Here is a 20034-nt window from a genome sequence, read left to right as displayed (position 1 = left end):
CATAAGAACGCTCATAAAAATCCCCGCGTGATGCGGGGATTTTTGTGGGTAAGCGCTTACAGCTTTTTGCAGTTAGCGTAATAGGTGACGGTTGCCGGCCAGTCGCTGAAGATGCCGCTGATGCCGACGTCTTTGGCGAGTACGTCCAGATATTTGTAGATGTCGCCGTCTTTCTTACCGTGGTTTTCGATGCCGGTGAAGTACCAGCCGCCGCCGCGCGCCAGCGGGCCGGAGCGCTCCAGCGTCCAGGTAATCAGCTTGAAGCCGTTTTCTTTTGCCGCCTTGGCATAGTCGGAGGGGACAAGTTTGCCGCCTTCGTCTTTCACCAGCATTGGCATCGCGGGCGACAAATAATTCAGTCCGGCTTTGCGCCATTCCGGCATTTCCTTGATGCGGGCAGCGGTATCTAGGGTTTCGTCGAGATAAACCGCCTGTTTGCCAAATTCGCCGCCGTTTTTCAGCCAGTAGCGGATGACTTCCGGCTGGAAGGATTGCGGGTAAACGTCGCTGGCGGGAACTCCGGCGGCGGTGTAATCGTCCAGCATTTTTTGTGCGTATTGTTCGAGGGTGAATCCTTCAAACGGCATGGCGACGACCGGTTCTTTTAATTCGGGGGTCATTTTGACGCCGAGCTGTTTGAACAGCTCAATGCTTTCTTTGTGCGTCATCAGCTCGCCGTTTTGCGCGTAAAGGTTGGTGCGCCAGTCCGGGGTGGCGTCCATGTATTCTTCAACGGTGCGCGCGCCTTTGTTGCCGCCGTCCATTTTGCCTTTCAGGGTTTTGAATTCGGCGAGGGTGATGTCTGAGGTGCGGCATTCGACTTCGGCTTCTTTCACCAGTTTGCCGCTCGCATCGTATTCCGCCGGTTTGAACGGCACGCTGCATTTGGCGGCGAGCGGGGTGGCGAGGATGTTGGTGGTGTTGTGCAGGTCGTTTTGCGCATGGCGGCAGACGAGTTCTTTGTCTTTGGTGAAGGCGACGTCGCATTCGAGGATGCCCGCGCCTTCACGCGCGCCGGCGAGGTAGGAATCGCGGGTGTGTTCGGGGAACATCAGCGAGGCGCCACGGTGGCCGATAGAAAATTCGGTTTTTTGCGGGGTTTGTTGGGCGCAGGCGAGCAGCTCCTGCTTGAGCGCGCCGTCTTCGAGGTTGTCGATGAGGAAGAACGGGCGCACGCCGTAGGTCAGCGGCTGCTGTTGTTCCGCTTGGGCGGTCGCGGCGAGGGCGGCGAGGATGGTGAGGGTCAGGGTTCGTTTCATGTTGGTCTCCGGTGTGAATTTGCGGGTATTTTACGCCTGTTTTTGCGGTTTTTTTTTGTGGAATTTGGTGGTTTTCCTCAAACATTCACTTTTTCGGTGATTTACATACAGGGAAGCGCTAAAGGTGTATGTAAATGCCAGCAGCGCGTAGGGGCGGTCAGGACAAAATCCGTAACCGCCCGCCCAACAGAAACGGGCGGTCTCTCGCTGCGCGAGCAATAACTTGTCGCTGCGCTAACCGCCCTACCAGAGCCATTTACATACACCTGGGCGCTCAACCTGTATGTATATTCCGCAGCAAAAAGGGGAAACCTCACGGTTTCCCCTTTGCTTTGGCGCATGAAGCGCTTATTTCACCAGCCGTTCTTTTTCGGGAATTTTGGCTTTGTGTTTGCCTTCTTCGATGGTGGTGATCAGCAGCAGGATGATGGCGATGACGCCGCCAGTCACCATGACGCGGAAGCCGCCATCCCAACCGAAGCGGTCGGCAGCCCAGCCGATGACGGCAGAGGCAGCGACGGTGCCACCGAGGTAGCCGAACAGCCCGGTGAAGCCTGCGGCGGTACCGGCGGCTTTTTTCGGTGCAAGTTCGAGCGCGTGCAGGCCGATGAGCATGACCGGGCCGTAGATGAGGAAGCCGACGGTGGTCATCAGGATGAAGTCGGTCAGTTGGTAGGGGTTTTTGTACCAGACGACGTCAGCGTATTCGGCGATGATGTTGCCTTGCGCATCGACCGGGGTGGCCGGGTTCAGCCACAGCGCGAGTACGGCAAGAGTCGTCAGAATCATGAAGATGACGCCCGTCAGGCCGCGACGTCCCTTGAAGACTTTGTCCGATACCCAGCCGCAAAGCAGCGTACCCGGTACGGCGGCGAGTTCGTAGATGGTGTACGCCCAGGCGGTGCCTTTGATGTCGAAGTGTTTGACTTCGCCCAAGTAAACCGGAGACCACTTCAGCACGCCGTAGCGGATGAGATAGACGAAGACGTTGGCGAGCGCGATGTACCACAGCAGGCGGTTTTTCAGGACGTAGGTGACAAAGATTTCCTTGGTGCTGAGGTTTTTCTCGGCGGTTTTCTCGTCGTAGTTTTCCGGGTAGTCGTTTTTCCACTGTTCAATCGGCGGCAGGCCGCAGGATTGCGGGGTGTCCTTCATCACGAAATAAACCGGCACGGCGAGCAGCATCGCCACCACGCCCGGATAGTACAGCGCTTGCCGCCAGACGTGCATCGCCTTGACGTCGGTGATGTCGGGGTGATTCTGCGCGAAGATGTAGGTCGCGAGCAGTACCATCGCGCCCGGCATCATGCCGCCGATGTTGTGCGCGCAGTTCCAGATGGAAACGATGGTGCCGCGTTCTTTTTTCGACCACCAGTGCACCATCGTCTTGCCGCAGGGCGGCCAGCCCATACCCTGGAACCAGCCATTGAGGAAGATGAAGGCGAACATGACGGCCACGCTGGAAGTCGCCCACGGCACCAGCCCCATCATCGTCATGCACAGGCCGGAGAGGAGCAGGCCGCAGGGCAGGAACGCCTTCGGATTGGAGCGGTCGGAGATGGATGCCATCAGGAATTTGGACAGGCCATAGGCGAGGCCGGTGCCGGTGCCGACGATGCCCAGTTGTGTTTTCGTGTAAAGCCCCGCTTCAATCAGGCCTTTTTGCGCGAGGTCAAAGTTGCCGCGCACGAAATAGTAGGCGGCGTAGCCGAAGAAAATACCGCCAAACACCTGCCAGCGCAGGCGGCGATAGGTGGGATCGACCTGTGCGGCCGGAAGGCGGGGAATTTCCGGCGACGGTTTGAATATGCCAATCATGGGTTGCTCCATTATGAGTTACGAATTTTCCGCAGTTCACGCGCGCGTGTGTGAACTGGCGCACGAATTTTAGCCGATTCTCACAGGCACGGTGCGTTTTTTTGCCATTATCTTGTGAATTTTATGTGGATAATTGAGGATATTAATGGCGACATGGCTGAATGTTGCTGTTTTTCAATCATTTGCCACCGCACGCAGCTCAATCTGCCCGTCCGCCGCGCCAACGCCTGACCGCGCCATTTGTCCGCCAAAATTACGGCTTGACGCCGCATGAGCGCTTGCGTACTGTTACCCGCCCGAATCAAGAGCAAGCAAGGCTATGGCGAAGAAAAAACATCATCTGAACGGTGCAGAAATCATCATCGAGGCGCTGCGGGAAGAGCAGGTGGAACACATTTTCGGCTACCCCGGCGGTGCCGTGCTGCACGTCTATGACGCGATTTACAAGCAGAAAGACATCACCCACATCCTCTCGCGGCACGAACAGGGCGCCATTCACGAGGCGGACGGCTACGCGCGCGCTTCCGGCAAGGTCGGCGTCGCCATCGTCACCTCCGGCCCCGGTCTCACCAACGCCGTGACCGGCATCGCCACCGCCTATGCCGATTCCATCCCGCTGGTCGTCTTTTCCGGGCAGGTGCCGTCGGCGCTGATTGGCAACGATGCCTTTCAGGAAGTGGATGCGGTCGGCATCACCCGCCCCTGCGTCAAGCACAGCTTCCTCGTCAAGGACGTGAACGAGCTGGCGCCGACCATCAAAAAGGCCTTTTACATCGCGCGCAGCGGTCGCCCCGGCCCGGTGCTGATTGACGTACCGAAAGACGTGACTGGCACTTTTACCTCCTTTTCCTATCCCGAAGGCATTGAAATGCGCTCCTATCAGCCGACGGTGGAAGGCCATGTCGGCCAAATCAAGCGCGCGCTGAAATCGCTGAAAAAAGCGGAAAGACCAATGCTCTATTTTGGCGGCGGCGTCATTCTTGATAATGCCTCGGAATTATTGACCGAATTTGCCCACCGTCTCAATCTCCCGGTGACGGCAACGTTAATGGGATTGGGCGGTTTCCCCGGTAATGATCCGCAATTCCTCGGAATGCTCGGTATGCACGGCACATACGAAGCCAACATGGCGATGCACCATTGCGACGTATTATTCGCGGTGGGCGCACGATTCGATGACCGCGTCACCGGCGACCTGAAAAAATTCTGCCCGAATGCGGAAATCATCCATGTCGATATTGACCCGTCTTCTATTGCAAAAAACGTCGTTGTCCATATCCCCATTGTTGGCTCGGTGCGCGCAGTTTTAAGCGAAATGCTGCGACAATTGGGCGAGGAAAAAGCAGATAAAGCACAAACCGCTGCCTGGTGGGAACAAATCACCCAATGGCGTGCCGTCAATTCATTGCATTATGCAAAAAGCGACGAACGCATCAAGCCGCAACAAGTTATCGAAACACTCTATAAGCTCACCGGCGGCAATGCCGTTATTGCTTCCGACGTCGGTCAGCACCAAATGTGGGTCGCACAATATTTCCCCTTCCACGAACCGCGCCGTTGGATTAACTCCGGCGGACTTGGCACGATGGGATTCGGTTATCCTGCGGCGATTGGCGCGAAAGTCGCCCGCCCTGATGAAGAAGTCTTCTGCATTACCGGCGACGGTTCCATTCAAATGATGATTCAGGAAATGACCACCGCCTTGCAATACAATATTCCGGTGAAAATCTTTTGCCTCAATAACGGTTATCTTGGCATGGTGCGCCAATGGCAGGAATTCTTCTACGACAAGCGCTATTCCATGAGCAACATGGAATGCCAGCCCGATTTTGTCAAACTCGCTGAAGCCTATGGCCATTGCGGCGTGCGTATCGAAAAACCGCAAGAGTTGGAAAGCAAACTGCGTGAAGTCATCGCCATGAAAGACAAGACCGTCTTCGTCGATATCATTACCGATCCGGGCGAAAACGTTTACCCGATGATTCCCGCTGGCGGCGGTCAGGCAGAAATGATATTGGGGCCCAGTTGCAGCCTCAACCAGGATAGCGACAGTCAAGAAATGGTGCTGGTATGAATAACAAAAGACACGTCATCTCCCTCCTCATGGAAAACAAGGCAGGCGCCCTTTCGCGCGTCGTTGGCCTCTTTTCCGCGCGCGGTTTTAACATCGAAAACCTGAATGTCGCCCCTACGCAGGACGAAACCATCTCCCGCCTGACACTTGTCACCTATTGCGACGAAAAACTGATAGAGCAAATCAACAAACAGCTCAACAAACTGATAGAAGTCATCAAGCTGGTAAACCTCAGCGATGCCGAATTTGTTGACCGGGAAATGCTGCTCATCAAAATCCATGCCGATGCCAAACACCGTGGCCATTACCTGCAATTGGCGGAAGCCTTCCGCGCGCGCGTCATCGCCATTACCCCGACCACCATTATCTTTGAAGTCACCGGCTCGCAGCGCAAACTCGACGCCTTTATCGACGTACTGGAATCCGACATCATCGTGGAAATGGCGCGCACCGGCATGACCGGCCTCGCTGCGACCGGTTCAGGCAAATGTCTGGAATTGTAATGCTGGCCGATAACACCTTAATCAACGACATCAAGGCGATTATCGCCGGGGCGCGTGAACAGGCGGTGCGTGCGGTCAATCACGAACGCACCCTGATGTATTGGCATATCGGTCAGCGCATCTTTGAAGAAGAACAGCGCGGGCAGGAACGCGCCGATTACGGAACCTATCTGGTACAAATGATTGCCGAACGGCTGCAACCGGAATTTGGCAGTGGTTTTTCCAAGCGGCAAATCAGTTACTGCCGCCAACTCTACCGCACGTTCCCAATTGTGCACGCACTGCGTGCGCAATTGAGTTGGACCCAGTACAAAATGCTGTTATCCATTGATAACGAAGACAAAAGGGAGTTCTACATCGCCGAAAGCGTGAAAAACAACTGGTCTTCGCGCCAACTGGAACGACAAATCAACAGCCAGCTATATGAGCGGCTGCTGCTCAGCAACGACAAAGAAAGCGTGTTGGCTGTCGCCCGCAATGAACGCCAACCGGTGAATCCGAAAGAAATCATCAAAGATCCGATGGTGCTCGAATTTCTCGGCTTGCAACGTGAAGCGGCGTATTACGAAAAAGATTTGGAAGGTGCCATCATCAGTCATTTGCAAGAATTTCTGCTGGAGCTGGGCAACGGTTTTACCTTTGTCGCCCGGCAAAAAAGATTGCATCTCGATGGCGATGAATTTTTTGCCGATTTGGTGTTGTATAACCGTCTGCTGCAATGCTTCGTTATCGTCGAAATCAAAACGCACAAACTGACGCATCAGGATATTGGCCAGTTACAAATGTACGTCAATTACTACGATCGCATCGAAAAACTGCCGCATGAAAATCCGACCATCGGCATCCTGCTGTGCGCCGACAAAAACGATGCCGTGGTCAAATTCAGCCTGCCGGAAGGCCAGCAACAAATCATTGCCAGCCAATACCGCCTCTATCTGCCTTCGGAAGAAATATTGCTGGCAGAAATGCACAAAGAAATTGCCGAATTTGAACAACGCGAAAACGGCAATCCCGATTTCCCCCTTCAATAACACAGGAGCAACCATGAAAGTCTATTACGACAAAGACGCCGACATGAGCGTACTGCAAGGCAAAACCGTCGCCATTTTGGGCTACGGCTCACAAGGCCACGCGCACGCCAATAACTTGAACGAAAGCGGCGTGACCGTCGTCGTCGGTTTGCGCGAAGGCGGCGCAAGCTGGAAAAAAGCCGTTAATGCCGGACTCACCGTCAAACCGGTTAAAGAAGCCGTCAAAGGCGCGGATGTCGTCATGATACTGCTGCCCGATGAAAACATCGCCGAAGTCTATCGCGACATCGAAGCGGACATCAAAAAAGGCGCCGCCCTCGCCTTCGCCCACGGCTTCAACATTCACTACGGCCAGGTCGCGCCGCGCAAAGATTTGGACGTCATCATGATTGCGCCAAAAGCCCCCGGCCACACCGTGCGTTCCACCTATCAAGGCGGCGGTGGCGTGCCGCATCTGATTGCCGTCGAACAAAACGAAAGCGGCAAGGCACGCGATATAGCACTTGCCTATGCAGTCGCCAATGGCGGTGGCAAAGCGGGCATTATCGAAACCAGCTTCAAAGAAGAAACCGAAACCGATTTGTTCGGCGAACAGGCGGTACTCTGCGGCGGCGTGGTTGAACTCATCAAAGCCGGATTTGAAACGCTGGTCAATGCCGGATACGCCCCGGAAATGGCCTACTTTGAATGCCTGCACGAAATGAAGCTCATCGTCGATTTAATTTATGAAGGCGGCATCGCCAATATGAATTACTCCATTTCCAATAACGCCGAATTTGGCGAATACGTCACCGGTCCGGAAGTCATTAATGACGAAAGCCGTTACGCGATGGAGGAATGCCTGAAAAACATTCAAAACGGCGAATACGCCAAACGCTTTATCACCGAATACAAAGTAGGCGCGCCGTCCATGACCGCCCGCCGCCGCCAGAATTCCGAGCATCAAATCGAAATCGTCGGCGCGAAATTACGCGAGATGATGCCGTGGATCAAGGCAAACCGCCTGGTCGATCAGGAAAAAAACTAAACTCCTCTGGTAAATCCGCCGCCGTTCCGCACGGCGGCTTTTTCATGAAAAAACTTATGCGCCAACTCATTGCCCGCCGCGCCCAATTTCTCGCCGCCATCCGCGCCTTTTTCGCCGCGCGTGGCGTGCTGGAAGTCGATACTGCGCAACTGCGCCCCTGCGGCGTTACCGACCCGCAGCTGGTTTCGCTCGCCGCCAGCGGCGGTTATCTGCAAACTTCGCCCGAATACGCGATGAAAATCCTGCTGGCGCAGGGCGCGGGCGACATTTACCAACTGGCGCACGTCTTCCGTGGCGAGGAACAGGGGCGCAAGCACCGGCGCGAGTTCATGCTGCTCGAATGGTACCGCGCAGGCTTTGACCATCTGCGCCTGATGGACGAAGTGGCGGCTCTCGTGCGCGAACTGCTGCCCGCCTGCCGCGACTGGCCGCTGCGCCGCATCGCTTACGCCGATGCCTTCCGCCGCCATCTCGGCATTGACATCGGCCAGACGGATGATGCCGGACTGCGCGCCCTCTGCACCGCCCGCCTGCCGGAAAGCGCGGACTGGTCGCTCTCGCGCGACGGGATGCTTGACCTGCTCTTTACCCATTATGTTGAGTCGGAGCTGGGACGTGGCGCGCTGGAATTTCTCTGCGATTACCCGCCATCGCAGGCGGCGCTTGCCCGCATTATTGACGGCAAGGCTGCCCGTTTTGAGTTGTATATCAATGGATTGGAACTGTGCAACGGCTTTTGGGAACTCAGCAATGCCGCCGAACAGCGCGCCCGTTTCCTCGCCGACAACCGCGAGCGCGCGCAACTGGGGTTGCCGGAAATGCCGCTGGATGAAGACTTTCTCGCCGCGCTGGAACACGGCCTGCCCGATTGCGCCGGCGTCGCCCTCGGTGTGGACCGCCTGCTGATGCTCGCCTGCAACGCAGAACATATTGATGAGGTGATGTTGCCCGGCTGAATCCCGACAAATAGCTCATATAGCGATACACCTAAAGCCTCAGACAAGGTGCATTGCTATAAAAAAACGGCGGGATTGCCCCGCCGTTTTTTTATACGCTGCATTTCAATCATCATCGTCGTCATGGCGACGGCGGGAAAAGATTTTTTTCATGGCATAAAGTCCGCCCGCGACCGCCACAATAATAATTTTGCTGAATTTGGCAATAAAGGCGATGATGACCGCAATCAGGCCAAATTTCTTCGCTGCCGCCGCGCCGACAATCAGTGCGGTCAGGCCGTATTCCGCAGTTTTGTCCGTCTTCGGATTGTAATCCTCGTAGCGGTTGCCCGGATTGAAGGTAATGGTATTGAGTAATTCGTTGGCGCTTTTTTGTGTTTTTTCCAGATTGTTGTTGGAATCGGCCAGGGTAATGGCGATGATGTCTTTGCGCCCCAGGGCAATAATGCTGTAGTTGATAATGGTCTGCGGGTCATTGCCGCTATGCACGTTCAATGCCCAAATCAGGCGGTGATTGGCGCGATCATAATGTGGTTCCTGCGCCCAGCCATCCACGTGCAATTCGGTCACGCCCCGCTTGCGGCGACTTTCGTTTTCTTTTTTCTCGCCTTCCCGGATAAGTTTCATCAGTTTGTCTGCTTTAATCTCCTCCGCATCGTCATCCTTGATATGACCGGTATCAGCATGCTGAATGTCGGCAAACCATTCGTCGGCGGCATTGATAATAATGCCGTAGCGATTCGGGTCGGCGCCATTGCCGCGTTTTTCCATAAGATTATTCGCGGGTTCTTTGCCAAAGAAGGCGATATTGTCATTGGCAGGCAATTGCAATGTTGCCTCACTGCCGAGGGCAATGCTTTTTGGCCCCATTTCTGCCTGTGCCATCAGCGCGAGAAATTCGGCATCGCCGTCATCCTGCGATTGTGCAGGTGCGATGAGTGCGAAGCAGGCCAGCGAGACCAGCAGGGTATGCAGGATTTTTTTCATAAATGCTTCCTTGAAAATGGAGTGGGGAAAACCGCAAGATGCGGCGGCAACAGTTTAATATGAATGCCCCTATTTTTACGCGCCAGTTTGGCATCGCCCTATAACTTTTTGCTATTTCCGCCTGCCGCGTATCCCCGCTATTATCGCCCGCCCCTATTTGTCATTGGAGAATCCATGAGCCGTATTACTTTGCAAACCGTCGCCACCGCGCAAGACGCCGCCAAACCCCGCCTGCAAGCAGCGCTGGATGCCAACGGTTTTCTGCCGAACCTGCTCGCCGTGCTGGCCAACGCGCCGGGCGCGCTACAGATGTATCAGGAAGTGGGCAAAATCAATGCCGCCACCAGTCTGACGCCTGCCGAGATTGAGGTCATCCAGATTAGCGCGGCGGCGGCAAACGGCTGCGATTTTTGCGTCGCCGGGCATAGCAAAATCGCCAAACTGAAACTGCGGCTGGACGAGGCGACGGTCGCCGCGCTGCAACGGCGCGAACCGCTGGCAGACGGCAAACTCGCCGCGCTGCAGGCGTTCACGCTGGCGGTGATTGCCAACCGGGGCAAGGTTAATGACGCGGAATTGCAGGCGTTTTACGCCGCCGGTTATGGCGAGCAGCAGGCGCTGGAGGTGATTCTCGGCGTGGCGCTTGCCACTTTGTGCAATTACGCCAACAATCTGGCACAGACGGAAATCAACCCGGAATTGCAGGCGTTTGCGCCGTAATTTTTGCCGCCGGTTCAATGAGAAACGCCCCTTGCGGGGCGTTTTTTGTTGGTGGGGCAAGCCCCCCACCCTACGGATGCCGCACATCAGGCGCGGAAGGTAAAGCCTTCGCCTTCCCGGTAATCCACATGGACGGTGCTGCCGAGGACGAAGTCGCCAGCGAGGATGCGCTGTGCCAGTTTTTTGATGGTGGGGCAAGCCCCACCCTACGGATGCCGCACATCAGGCGCGGAAGGTGAAGCCTTCGCCTTCTTTATAGTCCACATGGACGGTGCTGCCGGGGACGAAGTCGCCAGCGAGGATGCGCTGTGCCAGCGGGTTTTCCAGATGGGTCTGGATGGCGCGTTTCAGCGGGCGTGCGCCAAAGACCGGATCGTAGCCGACTTCCACCAGTTGCGCGAGCGCTGCCGGGCTGATGTCCAGCCCCAAATCGCGTTCGGCGAGGCGTTTGCGCAGGCGTTGCAACTGGATGTTGGCGATGCCCTGCATATGTTCTTTGCCGAGGGCGTGGAAGACGACGGTTTCGTCGATGCGGTTGATGAATTCCGGACGGAAGTGGCTGGCAACCACTTCCATCACTGCCACTTTCATCGCCTCATAGTCGCCGCCGTTCATTTCCTGGATGAGGTGCGAGCCGAGGTTGGAGGTCATGATGATGACGGTGTTGCGGAAGTCCACGGTGCGCCCTTGGCCGTCGGTGAGGCGGCCGTCGTCCAGCACTTGCAGCAGGATGTTGAAGACGTCCGCGTGCGCTTTTTCGATTTCGTCAAAGAGGATGACGGAATAGGGGCGGCGGCGCACTGCTTCGGTGAGGTAGCCGCCTTGGTCGTAGCCGACGTAGCCGGGCGGCGCGCCAATCAGGCGGGCAACGCTGTGTTTTTCCATGAATTCGCTCATGTCGATGCGCACCATCGCATCGTCGCTGTCAAAGAGGAATTCGGCCAAGGTGCGACACAGTTCGGTTTTGCCGACGCCGGTAGGCCCCAAGAACAGGAACGAGCCGATGGGGCGGTTCGGGTCGGACAGCCCGGCGCGGTTGCGGCGAATGGCGTTCGCCACCGCTTCGACCGCGGTTTCCTGGCCGACGACGCGCGCGCCGAGCGCGCTTTCCAGCGCCAGCAGTTTTTCTTTTTCGCCTTCGAGCATTTTGGCGACGGGGATGCCCGTCCAGCGCGAGACGATTTGCGCGATTTCTTCTTCGGTAACTTCGCTGCGCACCAGGGTGTGCTGCGGCTTGCTTTCCGCGCTTTCGCTGTGCGCCAGCTGTTTTTCCAGTGCCGGGATTTTGCCGTACTGGATTTCGCTCATCGCCGCGTAATCGCCGCGCCGTTTTGCCGCTTCCAGCTCAACGCGCAGGCGGTCGATTTCTTCTTTGATGCCGGCGCTGCCCTGGATGGTCGCTTTTTCTGCCTGCCACACTTCTTCGAGGTCGGCGTATTCTTTTTCCAATTTGTCGATTTCGTCTTGCAGGTCGGCGAGGCGTTTTTTCGAGGCGTCGTCGTGTTCTTTTTCCAGCGCCAAGCGCTCCATTTTCAGCTGTATCAGGCGGCGGTCGATGCGGTCCATCGTCTCCGGTTTGCTGTCCAGCTCCATGCGGATTTGCGCGGCGGCTTCGTCGATGAGGTCGATGGCTTTGTCCGGCAGTTGGCGGTTGGTGATGTAGCGGTTGGACAGCACGGCGGCGGCGACCAGCGCGGGGTCGGTGATGTCAATGCCGTGGTGCACTTCGTAGCGCTCTTGCAGGCCGCGCAGGATGGCGATGGTGTCTTCCACCGTCGGCTCTTCTACCATCACTTTCTGGAAGCGGCGCTCCAGCGCGGCGTCTTTTTCCATGTACTGGCGGTATTCGTCGAGCGTGGTCGCGCCGATGCAGTGCAGTTCGCCGCGCGCCAGGGCGGGTTTGAGCATATTGCCGGCGTCCATTGAGCCTTCGCTTTTGCCCGCGCCGACCATGGTGTGAATCTCGTCGATAAAGAGGATGATCTGGCCGTTAGCTTTTTCGATGTCGGTCAGCACCGCTTTCAGGCGCTCCTCAAACTCGCCACGGTATTTGGTACCCGCGAGCAGGGCGGCGAGGTCGAGCGAGAGCAGGCGTTTGCCCTTCAGGCTTTCCGGCACTTCGCCATTGACGATGCGCTGTGCCAGTCCTTCGACGATGGCGGTTTTGCCGACGCCCGGCTCGCCGATGAGGACGGGGTTGTTTTTGTTGCGCCGTTGCAGGATTTGCATGGCGCGGCGGATTTCTTCGTCGCGGCCGATGACCGGGTCAATCTTGCCCTGCTCGGCGCGCGCGGTTACGTCGATGGTGTATTTTTTCAGCGCTTCGCGTTTGTCTTCGGCGGCTTCATCGGTAACGGGTTCGCCGCCGCGCAGTTGTTCGATGACTTGTTGCAGTTTGGCTTTCTGCACGCCCGCGGTTTTCAGCACCTTGCCGAGCGCACCGGAATCTTCGCAGGCAGCGAGCAGGAACAGTTCGGAGGAGATGAATTTGTCGCCGTTTTGCTGCGCGTATTTGTCGCAGAGGTTCAAAAGGCGCGAGGTATCGGGTGAGATGTTTACCTGACCGGTGGCGTTCGCCACGCGCGGCAGGTCATTGACGATTTGCTCGACTTGCGCGCGCAAGGTGCCGACGTCCGCACCTGCCTGGCGCAGGATGGATGCCGCCGCGCCGCCTTCCTGCCGCAGCAGGGCAAGAAAGACGTGCGCCGGTTCGATGTAATTGCTGTCCTTGCCGACGGCAATGGACTGCGCGGTTTGCAGCGCTTCCTGGAAGCGCGAGGTAAAGGCTTGCATAGTTTTTCCTCTGGTTAAAAATGGATAACGCCGATGTATGGCTTGCTGCGGCAATATCAAGTAGTTTTTTGTAAATTTTTCGTTAGCGCGATGAGTTTGTTTGATTATGGGCGGGAAATCGGCGCAGATAGCCCCGGCAAAAACCGCTACAATCCGCGCCTTTGCCCTGCCCTACCCTACCCGCATGAACCGCAGCCCCGACCCCGCCAACGCGCCCTTTATCGAAGGCAGCATCTGGCGCCATCTCATCAACATGACCTGCGCGCGCAGCGTCGGCATCCTCGCCACCTTCATCGTTGATTTCGTCGATATTCTCTTTATCAGCCGCCTCGGCGATGCCCGCCTCATCGCCGGGCTGGGTTTCGCCGCGGCCGCGCTCTATTTCATCCGCGCCATTGCCATTGCGCTCGGCATCACCACCACCGTGCTGGTCGCCCGTGCCATCGGCGGCGGCGACCGCCACCGCGCCGCGCGCTACGCCTGGGATACCTCCGCTTTCAGCTTCATCCTGCTGACGCTGCTCGCCGCCATCGCCTGGTTTGCCCGCGTCCCCATTCTCGCCGCCCTCGGCGCGCAGGGCGAGACGCTCGCCCACGCCGCCGATTATCTCGCCATTGTCCTCATTGGCCTGCCGCTGCTGACGCTCGGCAACTGCGGCACGTCCACCCTCTTTGCCCTCGGCAGCGCGCGGCTGGCGATGTACGTCAGCATCGGCGCGACCGCAACCCAGGCCGTGCTTGACCCCATCTTTATCTTCGTCTGCGGCTGGGGGTTGCGAGGGGCGGCGCTGGCCGCGCTCATCTCGCAAGCGGTACTGGTCGCCGCCGCCTGGTACGTCGTCATCTGGCGCTACCGCCTGCGCGCGCCGCTCTCCCTGCGCCTGCTCATGCTCAATATTCCGGCGATTGTCGCCATTGCCGTCCCGGCGGTGCTCACCAACCTCACCAGCCCGCTGGCGACCGCCTTCGCCGCGCGACAAATGGCCGCGTTTGGCGACGATGCCGTCGCCGCCTTTGCCGTCATCATCCGCCTCGTCCCGGTCGGCTTCGCCCTGCTCTTTTCACTCTCCGCCGCCGTCGCCCCGATTATCGGCCAAAATGCGGGCGCGGCGCGCTTTGTCCGCGTGCGGCAGACGCTCCTCGCCGCGCTGCAATTCAACTGGCTCACCGTCGCCGCCATCGGCTTGCTGCTCTTCCTCCTGCGCGAGCCGCTGCCGCAATGGTTTGCGCTGGACGAGCGCGCCGCCGCGCTGCTCCGCTTCTATTGCAGCGGCGCGTCGCTGTTGTTCGGCTGCAAGGGCGTCATCTTTTTCCTGAACGCCGCTTACAACAACCTTGGCCGCCCGTTTTACTCCACCGCGTCCAACCTCGCCGGGCTGCTGTTCGGTGCGATTCCGCTAATCAGCCTCGGCGCGTGGCTGCTGGGGCCGCGCGGCATCATCCTCGGCCACATGGCGGAAGCCGTCTTCACCACGCCGGTCTGCTGGCTGATTGCGATGCGCCTTGTCGCCCGCTACGAGGCGGGAATGCCGCTGGAACAACGCCGTTTGGGTGACGGATTGCGGCGGCGCTGAGCCATCCTATAAGCACGCCACCATGCCCCGCTCCCGCAAAATCATCCACATCGACATGGACGCCTTCTTCGCCTCGGTGGAGCAGCGCGACCACCCCGAGTGGCGCGGCAAACCGCTCGTCGTCGCCCGCCCGGCGGCAGAACGCGGCGTGGTTGCCGCCGCCAGCTATGAGGCGCGCCGCTACGGCATCCATTCCGCCATGTCCACCTACCGCGCGCAGCAGCGTTGCCCGCAGCTCATCCTCGCGCCGCCGCGTTTCGCCGTGTACCGCGCGGTCAGCCTGCAAATCCGCGCGCTGATGCTCGCCGTCACCGACCTCGTTGAACCGCTCTCGCTGGATGAGGCCTATCTCGACGTCAGCGACAGCCCGCATGAAAGCGGCTCCGCCACCCGCATCGCCGAACGCCTGCGCGCCGAAATCTTCGCCGCGACCGGGCTGACCGCCTCGGCGGGCGTTTCCTACAACAAAATGCTGGCAAAAATCGCCTCCGACCTGAACAAACCGAACGGCATCGCCGTCATACCCCCGGCAGAGGGCGCGGCCTTTGCTGCCAGCCTGCCGGTGGAGCGTTTTCACGGCATTGGCAGGGCGACCGCCGCGCATATGCACGCGCTCGGCATCCAGACCGGCGCCGACCTCTGCCGCCTCTCGCGCGAGACGCTGCACCACGAATTTGGCAAACACGGCGACTTCTACTACGACATGGCGCGCGGCATCGACCTGCGCCCGGTAGAAGCCACGCGCGAACGCAAATCCATCGGCAGCGAAACCACCTTCGCCCGCGACATCGAAGACCGCGCCGCGCTCTACCAGGCGCTGCTCGCGCAAAACCGCGAGGCATTTGCCGACGTGCAACGCCGCCAGTTGCAACCGCACACCCTCACCCTCAAACTCAAATACAGCGACTTCAGCCAGACCACCCGCCGCCAGACCCTTTCCACCGCCTTCACCCGCGAAACAGACGCGCACTATTGGATTGCGCGCCTGCTGAACGACATCGCCCCCGCGCGCCCGGTACGCCTTGTCGGCATCACCTACTCCGGGATGCGCGAAGACAGCCCGCAGCAAGAATTGCCGCTCATGCTGGATTTTTCCCGCAAAACGCCGTAAAAGGCAGCCCACACAAACCAACCCCGCTCATCATGAACACCGCCCTCACCGAAGAACAACAACCCCTCGCCGGCTTCGTCGAAAAAGCCTACCTCGACTACTCCATGTACGTCATTCTCGACCGCGCCCTGCCGCACATTGGCGACGGCCTAAAACCCGTACAGCGCCGCATCATCTACGCGATGAGCGAACTCGGCCTCTCGCACCAGTCCAAGCACAAAAAATCGGCGCGCACCGTCGGCGACGTCATCGGCAAATACCACCCGCACGGCGACATCGCCTGCTACGAGGCGATGGTGCTGATGGCGCAGGATTTTGCCTACCGCTACCCGCTGGTCGATGGCCAGGGCAACTGGGGCAGCGCCGACGACCCCAAATCGTTTGCGGCGATGCGCTACACTGAAAGCCGCCTCACCGGTTACGCCAAAACCCTGCTCGCCGAACTCGAACAAGGCACCGTCGAATGGGTAGCGAACTTCGACGGCACCCTGCAAGAACCAGCACGCCTGCCCGCCCGCCTGCCGAACATTCTTTTGAACGGCGGCAGCGGCATCGCCGTCGGCATGGCGACCAACCTCTTGCCGCACAACCTCGGCGAAGTCGTCAGCGCCTGCCGCGCGCTCATCGCCGACCCGCTCATGACCGATGATGCCCTGATGCAGCACATCCCCGCGCCGGATTTCCCCACCGGCGGCGAACTGGTATCTGCGCGCGAAGAAATCGCCGCCATGTACCGCACGGGACGCGGCGCAGTACGCCTGCGCGCCACCTGGCACGTCGAAGACGGCAACATCATCATCGACCAACTGCCCTACCAAGTCTCTGGCAGCAAAATCCAAGAACAAATCGCCAAACAAATGCAGGCGAAAAAACTCGCCTGGCTGGAAGACCTGCGCGACGAATCCGACCACGAACACCCCATCCGCCTCGTCCTCGTGCCGCGCTCGAACCGCATCGACAACGAACGCCTGATGCAGCACCTCTACGCCACCACCGACCTCGAAAAACGCTACAGCGCGCAGATGAACATGATAGGCCTCGACGGCCGCCCGCAAGTGAAAAGTCTCGGGCAAATCCTGCGCGAATGGCTCACCTGGCGTGAAGAAACCGTGCGCCGCCGCTTGAACCACCGCCTGCACGCGGTCAATGAGCGCCTGCACATCCTGCAAGGCCTGCTCATCGCCTACCTCAACCTCGACGAAATCATCCGCATCATCCGCACAGAAGACGAACCGCGCGCGGCGTTGATGACAGCGTTTGCCCTCAGCGAGGCACAAGCCGAAGCCATCTTGAACACCCGCCTGCGCCACCTCGCCCGCCTCGAAGAAATCCAAATCCGCGCCGAACAAGAAGCGCTTGCCGCCGAACAACAGCGGTTAAACGAACTGCTACAAAGCCGCGAACGCCTGCTCGCGCTCATATCCGACGAACTCGCCGCCGACGCCGAAGCCTATGGCGACGCGCGCCGCACCGTCATCCGTGAACGCGAAGCTGCCGTCGCCCTTGACGAAACCGAATTGACGCCAAGCGAAGCCGTTACCCTCATCCTCTCGAAAATGGGCTGGTTCCGCGGCGGCAAAGGCCACAACATCGACGGCGCAGCACTCGCCTACAAAAACGGCGACGCCTACCTCACGCAAATCAGCGGCCGCAGCAACCAACAAGCCTGCCTGCTCGCCGACAACGGCCGCAGCTACACCCTCGCCCTACACGGCCTGCCCTCGGCACGCAGCTACGGCGAACCGCTCAGCAGCAGCATGACAATAGACGCGAGCGCGCACATCATCGCCGCCGTCATCATCGAACCCGCGCGCCGCTACCTCATCGCCGCCGACAACGGCTACGGCTTCATCATCCCCGGCACAGAGCTCACCAGCAAAACCAAAAGCGGCAAAACCCTCATCAGCCCCGGTGGCACAAGCCGCGCCATCGCCCTACAAGCCCTGCCGGACGGCGAGGCGGACATCCTCGCCATTACCAACGAAGGCAGAATCGCCCTCATCCCCGCCGAAGAAATCCCCGAACTCGGCAAAGGCAAAGGCAGCCAAACCCTGGCGATTGCCAAAAAAACCTACGACGAACACGGCATCCGCCTCGCGCACATCCTCGCCGTACCGCGCGGCCGCGACCTCACCCTCTACAGCGGCAAACAAAAACTCACCATTCGCGCCAGCGAACGCGACAACTACCTCACCCCGCGCGGCCACAAAGGCAACTGGCTGCCGAAAAACTACCGTCGCATCGACCACATCACCATCGCAGACCCCGAACCCGCCGCATGAAAACCCTGCCCCTGCCCAGCCTCGACGACACCTTTGCCACCTACCTCCAATGGCTGCGCCCGCTGGTGGACGACAAAACCTACGCCCACAGCGCCAAGGCACTGGAAGACTTCCGCCATCTCGAAGCGCCCAAACTCCAGCGCCTGCTCGAACAACGCGCCGACCTCGCCGCGCCCGACTCCTGGCTCATCGACTACTGGCGCGGCATGCGCCTTGCCAACCGAGGCAGCCTGCCACTCACCGGCAACCAGGCGATGAAAATCGACTGGAAAGCGCCACAAAGCGGACTGAAGCGCGTCGCCCACTTCACCCACGCCCTTGCCCGCGTCCACCACGCCCACCAAAACGGCGAACTGCGCGCCATCCTCGACGACCCCGACACCTGCCACAGCCAATGGGAAGTGCTGCGCGGCGCGGCGCGGCGCCCGCTGCCCGTAGAAGACGAATATACCTTCAACAGCCCGCACGACCCCGCACGCCACATCATCATCCTCTACCAGGGGCGCGGCTGGAGCATGGACATCCATGACGACAAAGGCGGCATCGCCTCGCCCGCACAAATCGAAAACACCCTCTACGCCCTCATCCAAAGCCGCCCCGAAGCGCCCGACCTGCCCTTTGCCGCGCCGAGCGTCTTCCCCAACACCCAAGCGCGCGAAATCCGCGCGCAACTCATCAGCCGCGGCGAAAACGCCGCCATCTGGCAAACCGTCGAAAAAGCCCTGTTTGTGCTGAGCATTGACGACTCGCACATCCTTGACGACGAAGACGCACTGAACGACGCCGCCTTCTCCGACGGCAGCGCCTTCTGGGCATACAAACCGCTCAACTACCGCTGCAACATCAACGACGACCGCTACTTCCTCCACAGCGAAAGCACCTGGATAGACGCGGCGAGCCTGGCCGACATCCTCCAGCTCGCCCAAAACTACCAGCGCGACAAACAAATCCGGCGCAAAAACACCCTGCCGGAAAATCTCAACCTGCGCCCGCTGGACTGGCAAATTGACAAACACGAAACCAAAGACCAAGACAGCGGCACCCACAAACTCATCAAAGACGCGCTGGCCGAATACCGCCACCACGCCGAAAGCTACACCACCAGCATCTACGACCTCTTCCTCAACGACCAGGAACAAGCCCTCCTGAAACACAACGACCGCGACGCCATCATGCAGCTCGCCCTGCAATACGCCCAATACAAAACCCGCAAAACCATCAAAAGCAGCCGCGAAAACATCGACATGCGCCACTACCAAAACGGGCGCAAATCCTACATGCAAAGCGTCACCGCGACCTCCATCGCCACCGCCCACGCCATCTACCAACTCGAAGACGCCAGCGACATCCAGCCGCTCATCGACCAATACAGCAAAGAACACCGCGCGCGCAAACACGCCTGCCTGAACGGGCAGGACACCTACGGCCACCTCCTCGGCCTGCGCAGCATCGCGCGCGAACAAAAACAAGAAATCCCCTTCTTCAACGACCCCGGCTACCTGACCCTCACCGAAAACCACCTCTCCAGCATCACCCTCGGCTGCCACGGCATCCTGAGCTACATCGCCTTTACCGCCGGTAACGCGGACAGCATCGCGGTGAACTACGCCTTCAACCGCAACAACATCAACCTCGTCATCACCCACCCGCGCGTACGCAGCCGCGAAATCCAAAAATTCGCCGCCGCCGTACAGGCGGGCAACAAACAAATCCTGCGCATCCTCGCCGGACAACAGCTGGAAGCATAGCCTGCGTTGCGCCGTGCCGTTACCCGGATACTACGCCAACCATAAAAAACCCCGCCGTGGCGGGGTGTTGCTTTAGGGCTGTTTACAATTTAGACCGCCCTCCTCCGCAGGGCGAAACCCGCAGCGGGCGGGTTCCGTGCGTAGGGTGTGTG

General features: G+C 58.9%; 14 protein-coding genes. 10 read left to right on the top strand and 4 right to left on the bottom strand.

Annotation, left to right across the window (positions count from 1 at the left end; all coding sequences use genetic code 11):
* Positions 1 to 56: 56 nt before the first annotated feature.
* Both ACO54Z_RS11945 and glpT read right to left on the bottom strand, forming a co-directional pair.
* Positions 57 to 1259, bottom strand: a complete 1203-nt coding sequence (locus ACO54Z_RS11945; protein WP_485997217.1) for a glycerophosphodiester phosphodiesterase family protein — start codon at positions 1257 to 1259, stop codon at positions 57 to 59.
* 348 nt (positions 1260 to 1607) lie between these two features.
* Positions 1608 to 3077: a glycerol-3-phosphate transporter gene (gene glpT, locus ACO54Z_RS11940; protein WP_485997216.1), complete on the bottom strand. Its 1470-nt coding sequence runs from the start codon at positions 3075 to 3077 to the stop codon at positions 1608 to 1610.
* Between the two features lie 319 nt (positions 3078 to 3396).
* Between glpT and ilvB the strand changes: the two genes are divergently transcribed.
* Genes ilvB through epmA form a run of 5 tightly spaced genes read left to right on the top strand, consistent with a single transcriptional unit; the run spans position 3397 to position 8668 of the window.
* Positions 3397 to 5151, top strand: a complete 1755-nt coding sequence (ilvB, locus tag ACO54Z_RS11935) for a biosynthetic-type acetolactate synthase large subunit (protein WP_485997215.1) — start codon at positions 3397 to 3399, stop codon at positions 5149 to 5151.
* Positions 5148 to 5654, top strand: coding sequence for an acetolactate synthase small subunit (ilvN, locus tag ACO54Z_RS11930; RefSeq protein WP_485997214.1), 507 nt, complete (start codon positions 5148 to 5150; stop codon positions 5652 to 5654). The genes ilvB and ilvN overlap by 4 nt, the downstream gene beginning before the upstream one ends.
* Positions 5654 to 6685, top strand: a complete 1032-nt coding sequence (locus ACO54Z_RS11925) for a PDDEXK nuclease domain-containing protein (RefSeq protein ID WP_485997213.1) — start codon at positions 5654 to 5656, stop codon at positions 6683 to 6685. The genes ilvN and ACO54Z_RS11925 overlap by 1 nt, the downstream gene beginning before the upstream one ends.
* A 13-nt stretch (positions 6686 to 6698) precedes the next feature.
* Positions 6699 to 7712 (top strand): ketol-acid reductoisomerase, encoded by a 1014-nt coding sequence (ilvC, locus tag ACO54Z_RS11920; RefSeq protein ID WP_485997212.1) that lies wholly within the window; start codon positions 6699 to 6701, stop codon positions 7710 to 7712.
* Between the two features lie 44 nt (positions 7713 to 7756).
* Positions 7757 to 8668 carry an EF-P lysine aminoacylase EpmA gene (epmA, locus tag ACO54Z_RS11915; RefSeq protein WP_485997211.1) on the top strand — a complete coding sequence of 304 codons (912 nt, stop codon included), beginning with the start codon at positions 7757 to 7759 and terminating at the stop codon, positions 8666 to 8668.
* Between the two features lie 105 nt (positions 8669 to 8773).
* Here the strand turns inward: epmA and ACO54Z_RS11910 are convergent, their stop codons facing one another.
* Positions 8774 to 9655, bottom strand: coding sequence for a DUF2167 domain-containing protein (locus ACO54Z_RS11910; RefSeq protein ID WP_485997210.1), 882 nt, complete (start codon positions 9653 to 9655; stop codon positions 8774 to 8776).
* A gap of 174 nt (positions 9656 to 9829) precedes the next feature.
* Between ACO54Z_RS11910 and ACO54Z_RS11905 the strand changes: the two genes are divergently transcribed.
* Positions 9830 to 10375 carry a carboxymuconolactone decarboxylase family protein gene (locus ACO54Z_RS11905; RefSeq protein ID WP_298081320.1) on the top strand — a complete coding sequence of 182 codons (546 nt, stop codon included), beginning with the start codon at positions 9830 to 9832 and terminating at the stop codon, positions 10373 to 10375.
* Between the two features lie 222 nt (positions 10376 to 10597).
* Here ACO54Z_RS11905 and clpB read toward each other — a convergent pair whose 3' ends face one another.
* Positions 10598 to 13168 (bottom strand): ATP-dependent chaperone ClpB, encoded by a 2571-nt coding sequence (gene clpB, locus ACO54Z_RS11900; RefSeq protein WP_485997209.1) that lies wholly within the window; start codon positions 13166 to 13168, stop codon positions 10598 to 10600.
* A gap of 106 nt (positions 13169 to 13274) precedes the next feature.
* Between clpB and ACO54Z_RS11895 the strand changes: the two genes are divergently transcribed.
* From ACO54Z_RS11895 to ACO54Z_RS11880, 4 genes are read left to right on the top strand one after another with little or no spacing between them, the layout of a single operon-like run.
* Complete coding sequence (locus ACO54Z_RS11895; RefSeq protein ID WP_485997208.1) at positions 13275 to 14741, top strand: MATE family efflux transporter; 1467 nt, start codon at positions 13275 to 13277, stop codon at positions 14739 to 14741.
* 22 nt (positions 14742 to 14763) lie between these two features.
* Positions 14764 to 15852: a DNA polymerase IV gene (gene dinB / locus ACO54Z_RS11890; RefSeq protein WP_485997207.1), complete on the top strand. Its 1089-nt coding sequence runs from the start codon at positions 14764 to 14766 to the stop codon at positions 15850 to 15852.
* A gap of 32 nt (positions 15853 to 15884) precedes the next feature.
* Positions 15885 to 18134: a DNA topoisomerase IV subunit A gene (gene parC, locus ACO54Z_RS11885; RefSeq protein WP_485997206.1), complete on the top strand. Its 2250-nt coding sequence runs from the start codon at positions 15885 to 15887 to the stop codon at positions 18132 to 18134.
* Entirely contained in the window at positions 18131 to 19882 is a 1752-nt protein-coding gene (locus ACO54Z_RS11880) for a choline/carnitine O-acyltransferase (RefSeq protein WP_485997205.1), read from the top strand. Before parC ends, ACO54Z_RS11880 begins: the two co-directional genes overlap by 4 nt.
* Positions 19883 to 20034 lie beyond the last annotated feature (152 nt).

Source organism: Cardiobacterium sp., from assembly GCF_057314735.1.
The sequence above is the reverse complement of the archived record's forward strand: the minus strand, read 5'-3'. Positions and strand labels throughout refer to the sequence as shown.